Annotated in this window: 10 protein-coding genes and 1 pseudogene; 3 read left to right on the top strand and 8 right to left on the bottom strand. The window is 43.4% G+C overall.

From position 1 onward, the window contains the following. Positions 1 to 9: 9 nt before the first annotated feature. The 5 genes from fis to mrcB all read right to left on the bottom strand — a co-directional run bounded on the left by fis (position 10) and on the right by mrcB (position 6,378). The gene (fis, locus tag I3254_RS14340) at positions 10 to 372 is read right to left on the bottom strand and encodes a DNA-binding transcriptional regulator Fis (protein ID WP_269117553.1); all 363 of its coding nucleotides are present in this window, start codon (positions 370 to 372) and stop codon (positions 10 to 12) included. A 178-nt stretch (positions 373 to 550) separates the two neighbouring features. Beyond that, the gene (locus I3254_RS13285; protein WP_238053180.1) at positions 551 to 1,807 is read right to left on the bottom strand and encodes a DUF3426 domain-containing protein; all 1,257 of its coding nucleotides are present in this window, start codon (positions 1,805 to 1,807) and stop codon (positions 551 to 553) included. A 172-nt stretch (positions 1,808 to 1,979) separates the two neighbouring features. Next, positions 1,980 to 2,906: a 50S ribosomal protein L11 methyltransferase gene (prmA, locus tag I3254_RS13280; RefSeq protein ID WP_102090395.1), complete on the bottom strand. Its 927-nt coding sequence runs from the start codon at positions 2,904 to 2,906 to the stop codon at positions 1,980 to 1,982. Between the two features lie 134 nt (positions 2,907 to 3,040). Continuing rightward, complete coding sequence (locus I3254_RS13275) at positions 3,041 to 3,853, bottom strand: tetratricopeptide repeat protein (RefSeq protein WP_238053179.1); 813 nt, start codon at positions 3,851 to 3,853, stop codon at positions 3,041 to 3,043. 80 nt (positions 3,854 to 3,933) lie between these two features. Next, positions 3,934 to 6,378 (bottom strand): penicillin-binding protein 1B, encoded by a 2,445-nt coding sequence (gene mrcB, locus I3254_RS13270; protein ID WP_238053314.1) that lies wholly within the window; start codon positions 6,376 to 6,378, stop codon positions 3,934 to 3,936. Between the two features lie 497 nt (positions 6,379 to 6,875). Here mrcB and I3254_RS13265 point away from each other — a divergent pair, with 497 nt between their 5' ends. Continuing rightward, the gene (locus tag I3254_RS13265) at positions 6,876 to 9,674 is read left to right on the top strand and encodes a heavy metal translocating P-type ATPase (RefSeq protein ID WP_238053178.1); all 2,799 of its coding nucleotides are present in this window, start codon (positions 6,876 to 6,878) and stop codon (positions 9,672 to 9,674) included. A gap of 118 nt (positions 9,675 to 9,792) precedes the next feature. Here the strand turns inward: I3254_RS13265 and I3254_RS13260 are convergent, their stop codons facing one another. Then, entirely contained in the window at positions 9,793 to 10,515 is a 723-nt protein-coding gene (locus I3254_RS13260) for a Bax inhibitor-1/YccA family protein (protein ID WP_057759239.1), read from the bottom strand. A 319-nt stretch (positions 10,516 to 10,834) separates the two neighbouring features. Between I3254_RS13260 and I3254_RS13255 the strand changes: the two genes are divergently transcribed. Further along, complete coding sequence (locus tag I3254_RS13255) at positions 10,835 to 11,839, top strand: NAD(+) kinase (protein ID WP_166739233.1); 1,005 nt, start codon at positions 10,835 to 10,837, stop codon at positions 11,837 to 11,839. 55 nt (positions 11,840 to 11,894) lie between these two features. After that, positions 11,895 to 12,206, top strand: coding sequence for a DUF1315 family protein (locus tag I3254_RS13250; RefSeq protein WP_102094259.1), 312 nt, complete (start codon positions 11,895 to 11,897; stop codon positions 12,204 to 12,206). A 133-nt stretch (positions 12,207 to 12,339) separates the two neighbouring features. Here I3254_RS13250 and I3254_RS13245 read toward each other — a convergent pair whose 3' ends face one another. Together I3254_RS13245 and csrA are read right to left on the bottom strand one after the other, a co-directional pair. Continuing rightward, entirely contained in the window at positions 12,340 to 12,714 is a 375-nt protein-coding gene (locus I3254_RS13245; protein ID WP_057759243.1) for a HopJ type III effector protein, read from the bottom strand. Positions 12,715 to 12,893: 179 nt separating this feature from the next. Continuing rightward, positions 12,894 to 13,061 (bottom strand): annotated as a pseudogene (gene csrA, locus I3254_RS13240) (carbon storage regulator CsrA); the annotation flags it as partial. Between the last annotated feature and the right edge of the window lie 40 nt (positions 13,062 to 13,101).

Genomic DNA, 13,101 nt, shown 5'->3' with positions numbered 1-13,101 from the left:
ATAACAATGCTACATTAAATCATAGGTCTTCATTTTTTTGCGCAAAGTGCCTCGATTTAGGCCTAATATCTGAGCACATTTGGTTTGGTTGCCTCTTGTTTTTTCTAGGACGACAGATAAGAGAGGCTCTTCGACTTGCTTCAAAATCAATTCATATAAATCAGTGGGCATCTCATCTCCTAGCATCGCAAAGTACTGACGCACCACACGCTCTACATGAACTCGTAGAGGTTGCTGCGCACTACTTGTATAGTTTTGATTAGCAAAATCAAAGCCGTGCGTAGGTGGTTGGTATTCGTCTTTATTATAATCGGCAGGGTGCTCAGAGCTTTTAGCAAAATGATTGGCATTATGCTGTGCATGAGGTGCCATAAAATAATATCCTTGAGATGAAGAAAAATTCTGATTGTGAGGGGTCAGAACCATAGTATATCAAATTAATATCGCCTAGCGCTGATAGATTCATCGTTATCTTGGCTATCACGGTTTAATTGAAAGTGAATTTACGGTGTATTTTCTACTCACGCTTATTTATATATGACAACTTAATTTAATAAAGAGCGGTCATAGTAATGTCGTGGATCTGTGCATTAGCCACAGGGATAGTAAATAATAGCTGTCTATCTGTACTGGCAGCTAACTGACTTTGCTTGCCTAATAAATAATCGTTTGGATCTGCAATAAACTCTCCAATAATCTCATCTTTACCATAAACACTTATTTTTACATTTGGGTATAGTTGTGATTGCGGGCTGCCATTACTTAGAGTAGCGCCTATATCGCTAAATGTACCAGCAGTTTTAATCTGACTGCTTCTATGAAAGGTATTGCTGATGGTAAGCGCTGATAAATCTGCACTGGGTAAGCTGCAGGCAGCGACAGAGCATATCGATTGGAGACGCTGAGCATAAGCTGGGTTTTTGACTAAATTTTCTAAGTTAAAAATAACATACTGTGCCGCGAGTAGCAGTGCTAGGACCAAACAACCTAGTACCCATAACAATGATGCAATTGAACGTGTCGTTTGGGTTGGTGCAAACGGTAGCTGTGTTTTTCTTAAACGATCGTCGGCAGCAGGGTTTTCATCTTTAACGGGTACTCCCATATCAGATAGAAGCTGTGATAAGTCTGTGTCATCTGGCGGTGTTTCTTCGTCTTGATTTTGTTCTTCTAATAGTTTTTGTAGCCATGAATTGTTATCACTACTCTCAACATTGGCATGAATATCATTGGCCGCTGCCGAGCTGAGCATGTTCTGTGTTGATGCTGATATTGTACTAGTAGATGGTTTCTTTGTTGATGGATTAGGGGTTTTGATAGTTTCTTTAGAAGAGGGCGCTTTTGGTTTTTCTGTGGTTGCTACGCTAGGATTGGTATTACTTGCTTGGGTTAACCATGCATCCATACTATCTAAAGAGTCATACTCTTGAACATTTTCTTCTGGCTCGTCTATATCCATATCGTCATGGATTAAACCATCATAATTTAAAGCATCAGATGATTTTTTCTTATTAGTTGAAGCTGTGGGGGGCTTCGGAATATTTTGAGGTTTATGCTGATTACTATTAGTAGACGTTTTTTGCTCGTTCGAAATTGGTTGAGTTTGAGCTTTTTGTTGAGCAGGAATATTTTTTTGTGGTGTTGGTTTTTGAATGACCTCAGAATTTACCACAAGATGTTTATTGACCAAAAAACTTTGCTGGCACCGATCACAGCTGATGGTAGCATTGACTTGATTTAGTTGAGTTTGTTTAACGCTATAGCAAGCTTGGCAATGGGGGCATTGGGTTTTTATTGGCGTGGTCATAGAGGCGAATCCAAAAAAGTATGGTTATCAATACCGCTTAGCCACTCACCAATAGCTACCCACAATACGCATTTTACTTATTTAATTTCGATGAATTGTAGGCAAAGACAGAGTGGCGTCAAACACATAACATTTGACTGCCCTCTATCGTAACAGATGTAATTAAATGTTGCTAGCTAGTAAATGTACCTGATAAACGCTGCCAGTGTTGGTCTTCTTGCGCAGTAAAAGCATGCTTAGGGTCCAGTGCAAAATATGGCTGATAAGCTTCAGTGACTTGCTCGGTTTGCGACTCAATCAAACCTGCCAATACGATACGGCCCTTTGGCGCAATGAGTGTTGCAAAGTAAGGTGCTAAACCAATAAGCGGCTTCGCTAAAATATTAGCAACGATCACTTCTACAGGCAGAACGTCATGCTGCGAGCAATACTCTGTAAATTCTTCTGGCAAAAATGCCTGTAAACGATCGCCTACATTATTGCGTACCGCATTCTGATTGGTAGCAAGTACCGCCTGTGGGTCAATATCGACTGCATATACTTGACGTGCACCCAATAGCAAAGCAGCAATCCCTAGAATACCTGAGCCACAACCATAATCGATAACCACTTTGTCTGTTAGGTCTTGCTCTGTTAGCCAGTCTAGGCATAGGCGAGTCGTAGCATGATAGCCAGTCCCAAATGCCAAACCTGGGTCCATAATGATATTGGTGGCTTCAGGGTTAGGCGGTGTTAGCCAGTCAGGCACAATCCATAGGTCATTAGCACATTCGATAGGATGATAGTTGCTCATCCATTCGCGCTCCCAGTCTTTATCATCAACAGCCGTTAGCCAGATACGAGTAGCCTGTACTTGTGCAGCAATTTCATGACTTAATTGCTCAACCGCTTGACGACTACCTGCATCAGTAGTCGCATCAAACAATCCTGTTAGTATCACCTCATCCCAAAGCGGCGATTCACCTGGAAGTGGCTCAAACAAAGGTTGATCGCCAGCATCGTCTAAAGCTATTGATAATGCGCCTGCTTCTAACAAAAGCGCTTCAGCCAAGTCGACGTTTGATTTTTCGCATTGTAAATGCAGTTGTTGCCATGCCATAAAGATAACCTTAAGCGGAAATAAAAATAAGTGTAGGTGTTAGGGAATACCCTAGATAAGTCTACATACAACGAAATTCATGATGTATATAGAGGTTTTAACTAATGAATCTAAGAGGCACAAATACTCAGCTATTAGCGCAGTGCTTGTTTTGCTTCATTGACCACGCGTGAGTTACCCTGAGCTTGTCCTGATTGCAATATAACTTGCCATAGTGCTCGTCTACGACTGCTATCCTGAGAGACGCTAAGACCACGACGTGCCATCGCTTCTGCTTTACGAGGCTGGTTCTTTTTTAATGCTACTTGTGCCAAATAAAAATATACCGCCGACGATTTGGGCGCTAGACGCTGTGCACGGGTAAAGCTGTTCTCTGCATTGGTTAGATTGCCAGCTTTCAACTGACTGATACCTACTTGCATCAAATTGCGAAACGCAGGCAGATTACTATTATTGCTTACAGATTGTTGAGTACGTTGCTGCGAGTTTCTTCTAGCGTGCTCAAGTAACTCATTATGCGACGGTACCGATGGTTCAGAGATGATATAGTCGTTACGAGAAGGCGCAATGATAACAGGGTCAGGCTGCGTCACTTCTGGTGCAGGAGGCGTAAATACAGGTGTCTCTTGCGTTAATGGATTTGGGGTTTCGGACTGTTCAACCGCATCGTAAGGCTCGGTTGGATAGTTGCTTTGATCATTTGCTTCCGTGATATGCGCTGGAGCAGTTGTCGTTGATGGCACGGTCGGTTGTGACGTTGGTAATGTTTGAACAGGCGTGGTTTGCACTGTAGTCGACGTGCTAGGTGCCGTCTGACAAGCACTTAGACTTAACATGCCAACGATCGCGCTGCCTGCAAGTAATGTATTGTTTGACGTGATTTTATTGCGCCATAGCACTATGGTTTGTTTTACTGAAGTAGTTGTCCGTAAAGATGACACCATCATGTTAAAACCTTTTTTAAATATTAAAAGCTAAATATCAAAAACACTATTAGAGCCATTCAACAGCTAGAACCACTCAATAGCTAGAACCATTCAACAGCACGGTCATACCAAGTATCAGCACGGTCTTCATCACCTTCACTTTGCTCGCTGCTACCTGCTGCATCATCAGATTCAACAGCTTCACCATTTGGAATCTCTAAACCTTCGCGGCGACGTTGTTGATTGATATCACCTTGCTGGTTCTGAAACTGTGTCTGTTCACGAGCACGATCTTGCTGATACAGGCTTAGCGCACAACTGCTGGCTTCTTCTGGTAAATGCGCTGACATTACTGGTAAGTAGCGAGCGTTAGCGCAGCGTTCATTAGACAGTTTGCCTGAGTTATTCTCTAACCATAACCACTCGATACCTTCTGGCTCTGGTAGGGCAACTGGAGTCAGTTTTAGGCGTTTCATATAATCTACCCAAACTGGTAAGGCGCCAGTACCACCACTCAAACCAATCGGTTTATTATCATCACGACCAACCCACACGACACTCACATAGTTGCCACTATAGCCTGCAAACCAAGCATCACGGTAGTCATTTGTCGTACCAGTTTTTCCGGCTAGGTTTAAATTACTGCCGAGCGATTGGGCGCGTCTGGCCGTACCATTTGAGACGACTTGCTGTAATGCATAGTTGGTCAAAAAGTTGGTTTCAGGTGGAATGCTGCGCTGAGTATTAAGCCCAGTACGCTGTAAAATACGGCCGCGATCATCAATGACCGTACGGATACTATGAATAGGCGTACGGAAGCCACCAGTGGCAAATACTTGGTAAATACCAAGCATATCCATCGGACTCAAATTAACTGAGCCTAACAATGCTGATGGGTAAGGTGGGATTTTTTCTTTGATACCCATGCGCTGTAATTGCTTAGCAAAGGTATTAACGCCGAACTCCATACCTAAGCGTACTGCCGCTTGGTTGTAGGATTGAGACAGTGCCGTGGTAAATGGTACATAACCATGATCACGATTATCGTAGTTTTTAGGGTTCCAGTCAGTACCGTCGTTTAGATTGACCGTGATAGGGGAGTCATCTACTGAACTGGCCAAGTTATAACGACCACTCTCAAGTGCAGTCATATAAATGATAGGCTTCAGCAACGAGCCGACTTGGCGTTTGGCATCTACCGCGCGGTTAAACCCTGTAAATTCACTACCACTACCCACGACAGACACTAGCTCGCCAGTCTCAGGATTGGCACTGACCAACGCGCCTTGTAAATCCTTAGTTTTGCTACTGTTACGGCGCAGCTCACCAAGTTTTCTATCAACGGCTTTGTCTGCGGCCAATTGAGCGATAGGGTCTAGAGTACTGATAATAATCAGACCTTCGTTCTTGAGGTCGTCAGAATAATAGACGGTATTTAGCTCACGTTTAACAATATCTAAGAAGTCAGGGAACTGGCTTTTGCCCTCAGCAGGCTTATCCACGATACCAAGCGGTTGTTCTAATGCTTTGTCATAGTCTTCTTGGCTCAATGTGCCCATGGTCAGCATGTTGTTAAGCACCACATCACGGCGTGCTTTTGAGTCGTTTGGGTTACGACGTGGGTTATAGATACTTGGGCCTTTTGCCATACCAACCAGCATCGCTTGCTGATCTAAGCGCAGCTCATTAAGAGGTTTGTCAAAATAAAACTGTGATGCCAAACCAAAACCATTGATCGAACGATTGCCATTTTGACCCAGATAAATCTCATTCAAATAGGTCTGTAAAATTTCATCTTTGCTGTAATGCAGCTCAAGTAACACGGCCATCAATGCTTCATTGGCTTTGCGTTTGATAGTGCGATCTGAGTTGAGATAAAAGTTTTTGATCAGCTGCTGGGTGATTGTCGAACCACCTTGTCTGGCACCACCAGTAAAGTTATTGATTACGGCACGGGCGATACCACGTACCGATACCCCTTTATGCTCATAAAACGCGCGATCTTCGGTAGCGATAAGGGCATCAATTAACGGCTGAGGCACTTCGTCCAAAGACACAACCATCCGATCTTCATTGCTGTCTGGATAGATACCACCGATATTGACAGGCTCTAGACGAATGATACCGCTTTTGGCAGGTAGGGTACTCTGGATAGATTCTACTTTATTGCCAGAAATTGTCATTTTGATGACTTGCTCGGCATCTTTATCATTGGCGCTATACGTAAAGCCGCGCGTGTGAATAAAGTAAGTATTACCTGTTCGATGATAGGTGCCTGTACGATCATAAGCTTTGTTGCTTTGATAATTAAGCAACTCTAGCCATGTCTTCATCGTATCTCTATCGACATTGGCACCTTGATACAGCTCAAGCGGCTGCGAATACACTTTGGCTGGAATGTCCCAGCGCTTGCCCTCAAACTTATGAGTAATGGTGCGATCAAGTTTGATCAAATATAGCGCCAACAGCACCATGCCTGCGATGATGATAATTAATAGCAGACTACTAAAGACCAAGCCGCGCTGCTGCGAGGGTAGCGTGTGCATAGCAGACTTAGATGACGCTGATAACTTGGTATTTGGTAACTTGTAATTAGGTTTTTGCACGGATGTCGCACCATTTTTGGATAAAAAACTGCCTCATAATGACGCAAATTGACAAATTTTTCAATCTATCATCGTCAACGCAGGCATTTATTGGTCGTAGGCCATGAGCGATGGTACTGCTCATAGCAATGGCTTATAGTATAATCCCTATTAAAATACCAATACTTGTAAGAAAGCGTCAGTCACTTTCAATCTGGTAGATAAACGCCATATAAGATAACAATTTACGATTGCCCTCACGATGTATTTTGTATGAATTCGCTGTTGCTAATTGTTTGCTATTAGCCGTTTGTTATTAATACTATGCTACTAGCGGTAGTGATATTTATGTGATTAAAAACGGCTCTATTGCATGACGTACAGTACAGTTAATACGAGCAAGTTTGCTTTAAATGAATGCATTTTAAGCAAGCCTGTCAAAGGAAGTAAGCGCGACTATGTCTAGTATCCCATCATCAGTATCATCTGCTACCAATCATTCTTATGAAGACACTTCTATCATCGAAGGCTTAGTGCTCCCGCTGGCTGATCACTGCTTTCACTGTGGTGACCCTGTACCTCAGCCACCGTTTTATGCTGAGATATTAGGTCAGTCACGAGAGATGTGTTGTATGGGCTGTCAGTTAGCTGCCCAAAGCATTGTAGAGGCTGGTCTTGAGCAATACTATCTTGACCGTTCAGAGATTAACCGTACGGCAAGTTTGCCAACTCAGCTGACGCGTCTCGAGGTCTACGATCATGACGAGATAAAATCACAGTTCGTTTACGCGCAAGATGGCATGTCAGTAGCAGAGCTGTCTGTTAATAACTTACGTTGTGCTGCCTGTACTTGGCTGATTGAGTCGCGTCTCGATGAGCTAGAGGGTATTGGTAAATGTCAGGTAAATTTGACCAACCAACGTATGCGGGTCATTTGGGATGAAAACAAATTACCCATCAGTCGCATTTTAGCGGTCATCAACGAAATCGGCTACGAAGCCAAGCCTTATCGGCAAGATACACACGAAGCCATGCTGGCACGTCATAATAATCAAATGCTATTGCGTCTCGGCATCGCTGCACTAGGTTCGATGCAAGCCATGATGTATGCCGTTGCGCTTTATTTTGGTGAATATAGCGACATGTTGATATTTCAACGTGACTTTTTGCGTTGGGTATCTTTATTTGTTAGTACGCCTGTTTTCTTTTATGCTGGTATTCCTTTCTTTACTTCCGCATGGTCAGCGATTCGTGCCCGCCAAGTCAATATGGATGTGCCTGTCAGTCTCGCATTGATTATCACTTTCTTTGCCAGTCTCTACGCTACCATCGCTGGGCAAGGGGAGACGTATTATGACTCGGTCAGTATGTTTATCTTCTTTTTGCTGGCAGGGCGTTATATCGAGCATAACGCACGTTTAAAAGCCGCGACTATGGCTAATGATTTGGTGGTGGTTGAGCCGGTATTGGTGCAAAAAGTCGCTGAAGACAAATCAGCTGCCAAGCATATTTTACAACTGCTAAAAGAAAATGAATATCAACAAAGTGAAGCTATCAAAGATGAGGCTCAGAAGGATTCAGGTATGGCAACTGAAGTCATGCCTGATTTTATGCAACGTATGGACGCCAATGTTCATCAGATCACATCGCGTATCGCTCAAGATTGGCAGCAGTCACGCAACCAACAGAGTGCGCTATCACAACCCGAAGGCGATATAGAATCAAAGCAAATGGTCACCGCTCACAGTCTGCAAGTGGGTGACATCATTTTGGTTGAGGCGGGCTCTGAGATTATCAGTGATGGTATTTTGCTAAGTTCTACTGCAACGGTGTCACAAAGTCTACTGACGGGCGAAGGTGATTTAATCATCAAATCCCAAGGTGATTATATTGTCGGCGGTGCACAAAACGATAGCCAGCCGTTTGAAATGCTAGTCACCGCATTGCCAAAAGACAGCCAGATAGGCTTAATTGATCGATTGATGAATCGTGCCATGAGCGAAAAACCCAAATTGGCGCAGCAAGCAGATAAGCTAGCACGTTGGTTTGTGGCGCGCATTTTGGTGTTATCCGTCTTAGTATTTATCGGTTGGTATGTCGTTGATCCAAGCCAAGCGATTTGGGCAACCGTGGCAGTCTTAGTGGCTACTTGTCCGTGTGCATTGTCATTGGCGACGCCGATTGCCTTGACCGTCTCAACCAACCGTCTGGCCAGCTATGGTTTTTTGACTACGCGTGGACATACACTACAAACGCTAGCTGAAATCACGCATGTCGCTTTTGATAAGACAGGCACGCTGACTTATGGCAAACCAAATTTATTAAATATCGAGTTAATAAGACCAAAAAGCCAGACCGAAATTGACGATTTATCATTAACAGCGCAAAAAGATACGCTGCTGGCAATTGCAGCTGCACTAGAAGTAGGGAGTCGTCATCCAATTGCCCACGCGTTACTGACGGCGGCCTATCAGTTACACATGCCATCGACGCAAGCCGTACAGCATTATCCAGCAGGCGGTGTAGAAGCAATGATTGATGGCACTGTATATCGAATCGGTCACAAGGACTTTGCGTTAGATAAAACAGATAATAGCGTCAATGATATAGATGCTAGTAATGATTTAACCATCGATCTAGTAGCGCAACGAGCCAGCTCAGCAGTGCTGTTATCTTGTCAGAACACTGATGATAACGGATGGCAGGCGCTGGCATGCTTTTATTTCAATGACAAGGTACGTGATAGTGCGCAGTCGATGCTCGATACGCTCAAAGAGCTAGGTATCGAGTCTGTTATGTTGACAGGTGATCCAAGCCCGCAAGCGCTAGTCATGGCTGAGAACTTGGGAATGCAAGCAGCATACAATGGACTATCACCAACTGATAAAGTCAATCATATTCAGCAGTTGCAAGCTAACGGTGCTGTGGTACTGATGGTGGGTGATGGTATCAACGATGCGCCAGTGTTAGCAGCAGCAGATGTCTCGACTTCGATTGCAGGTGCGGCAGACTTAGCACAAGTATCCAGTGACAGTATTATCTTAAATGGACAAATCGAGGCCATCACTGCGGCTAAACGTATCTCTGATAAGACGGAACGTATTATCAAGCAAAACTTCCGTTGGGCACTCGCTTACAACAGTATCGTCCTGATACCAGCGGCTTTAGGCTATGTACCACCATGGCTTGCTGCAATTGGTATGTCGCTCAGCTCATTGTTTGTCGTATTAAATGCATTGCGTCTAAAACGTGCTTAGTCTCTTTAAAAGTATTTAATGTAAACAGGTCTGTAAATTTTGCCCATAAAAAAACCGCCTTGCATCAAATGAAAGGCGGTTTTTTCTATACAGAGATACTGTTAGGTCGCTCTTAAAATTAGTCTTGTAGATAGCTTAGCAGACGCATAAATTCGATATACATCCAGACTAGGGTTGCAAGAATACCAATACTGAACAACCACTCGTAATCTTCAGAAACACCCATCGCAACACCGCGATCAATATTATCGAAATCTAATAGTAGAGTGAAAGAAGCGATAACGATGACAAATAAGCTAAAGCCAATAGCGATAGCGCCACCTTCAAATAGGAACGGCAATGATGAACCAAACGCTAAAGAAAGTACCCACTGTGCTACATAAACAAGCATGATAGCAATCACGGCTGAGGTCACGATAGAACGGAACTTTTCAGTAACCTTAACTAAACCTGAACGATATAGACCAAGCATAACCGCAGCTGTGACGAAAGTTGCACACATTGCCGTGACTGGTACTGTTGGATACATTCTCATGAAAAATAATGAGATGCCGCCCAAAAAGATACCTTCTAACAAGGCGTAAGGCACTGCCAAAGTCTTGGCTTTTTGTGGCTTAAAGGTAATAAAAAGAGCCAGAACAAACGCAGCAATCATGCTACCAAAGGCTGCCATCGTAATAAAACCTTGCGATAAACCTGCCATAAGCGCATAAAAGAAAAAGCCCACACCAGTAATGGCTGATAAACCAAGTAACAAGCTGGTCTTTTGAATTACACCCTTGACCGTCATTGGATTACCGCCGATCGCAAGTTCTGCGCGACTGACAATAGGATTGGCCATACATAAGTCCTTAATAATAAAATATAAAAATAGTGATGTTAGTTACTTTAGCAAAACCGCCATTATTGTCAACTGTGTTTGCGTGACAACTGCTGCGGTGCAACCTCAGGCTGCTCATTTGCTAGTGCATCGAGCTACAGTATCGCCCAATACGCTAATTGAAAAACTGAACAGACAGATCTGACTAAGTAAAACATTCGATAGCTTTTATATGGGGTCAGTTACGACAGTTAACAACGATAATTCATAAACATGCTAGTCTAAGCGCGCATTTATCGCTATCATTACCTTGTACTTCACCGTTATACCGAGTCGTTTTATGGAAAACTCAGCGCAGTCAGCAAGATTGCCACACTTACATGAATCAGAGCTATTCCACGCTATTAAAAACCCTGCCTTTAGGCGTATTGGTCTAATGGGCCGTGCTGGTAAACGTAGTGTCACTCAAAGCTTGGTACAGATTGCCCAAACCGTCAATGATATGAATTTGACGTTGATAATGGATGTACAAACGGCCAATTTGCCAACGCTTGACCTCACAGACATAGAAAGAGTCAAAATCGTCAAACGCGGTTTGATTGGTGAGATTTGTGACTTGGTTATTGTGGTTGGCGGTGATGGTTCGATACTACATGCTGCTGAGGCGCTAGCACGCTACCGTGTACCTGTACTTGGTGTAAACCGTGGTCGCTTAGGATTTTTAGCAGATGTAAAACCTAATGAAGCTGCGTTTAAGTTACGTCAAGTGCTGATGGGAGACTATCAACTGGACCATCGGTTTTTATTGACGATGGAGATACGAGAAGGGCGCAAAATTATCCATGAAGACATGGCGCTGAACGACATCGTACTGCATGCCGGTAAATCCGTACATATGATTGATTTTCAGATGAAAATTGATGGACATGATGTTTATAGACAGCATAGTGATGGCTTGATAGCGGCAACGCCGACTGGTTCTACTGCTTATGCCTTATCAGGTGGCGGTCCAATCATTCATCCGAGTATGGACGCTATTTGTCTGGTGCCGATGCATCCCCATACATTATCTAGCAGACCGATTGTGGTCAGCGGTAATAGTGAGGTCTGTATTCGTATCCACGAAGACAATCGTACTCAACCGATGGTGAGTGCAGATGGTAAGCCAAGCGTGCCACTTGAGCAAGAGCAGCGCCTACACATTCGTAAGCATCCTGATAAGCTTACCTTGTTGCACCCACCTGGGTTTGACTTTTATGAGGCCTGCCGTACAAAGCTGCACTGGAACGTACATGCCGAAGAATTCAGTCTTGATGTCGATGATGATATTATAGACGATGAATAAGCGTATCTATTAGACCAAAATATGATACAAAAAATGGTAGTGGAGAGTAGGTAAGATGGATAAACAAACAATACTAGCAAGTCTAACGCCCGAAGTGGTTGATAAATTTCGTATGGCGATTGAGCTAGGTAAATGGCCTGACGGTCGTAAGATTACCGCTGAGCAGCGCGAGACTTGTATGCAAGCAGTGATGGTATGGGAGCATGAGCACCTACCGCCAGCTGAGCGTACAGGTTATATTCATAAACCCGTAAAAGATGATGGTACTGTCGTTGGCGCTGAATGTGATGTCGAGCACGAGCATCACTACCCTAATATGCCGAATCCTAAAGGTGCGGTACAGCCTGTTAAGTTTCGTGATAAATAGATTTATAAATAAGTTGTAATAGTTGTAATAGTTGTGATAAAAACAATTATCATAAAAAGCCACGCTATATAGCGTGGCTTTTTTACTTTATCAATAATTAAATTATCAGAAATAGCTTAATCATCATAGACGATTAAATAGCAGTCGTATCGACACTAGGACGAACCGTTAGCGGGTTCTTTTGCATCAAAAATCCTTGCCAGCCCCAATGTAAAAAATTACGGATATTGGCATGATCGGTACCGTTAGGCGTTGCTTGAACCTTGGCATAATGCTCGCCAAATAGCTTAAGCGTGTCCAATTGGTTCAGACCATGGTGCTTAGCAAAACCAAAAATCTTCGCGCTACCTTCGTTTTCACCGGCTGCATTATGTACCATCCCATTTACAAAAGGGGCAGGTGCATAGCGATAAAAATCATCGATAAAGCTGATGACATCATTGAATCCAATGGCTTTTTTGTTCAAACCATTAAGTAATGCCGATACATCTGATTGGCGGATACTCATAAATAAATGACCTCAGAGCAGATTAAAAAAACAATATAATATTTATGTGTGCTCAATGATGATAGTAGCCGTTGAGCGTTCAGCATTATAATTTGGCTAGCTTAGCGATTAAAGTAGTCTTCGTCATCAAACGAAGGCGAAAAGTTGCCTTGCTCAAGATGCTGCATTTGCGACTGTACAGAACGCTCATGCTGAATACGTTGATAAATCTCTTCGCGGTGTACTGCAATATCTTTAGGTGCGTTTACACCGATACGTACTTGATTGCCTTTGACGCCTAGAACCGTCACACTTACTTCGTCGCCAATCATTAGCGTTTCGCCCACGCGGCGTGTCAAAATTAACATGCGTCACACTCCTTATGTCGCATCAACAAATTATTACTCA

This window comes from Psychrobacter sp. Ps2 (genome assembly GCF_022129405.1).
GTDB lineage: Bacteria > Pseudomonadota > Gammaproteobacteria > Pseudomonadales > Moraxellaceae > Psychrobacter.
This window is presented reverse-complemented; position numbering and strand designations above follow the sequence as displayed.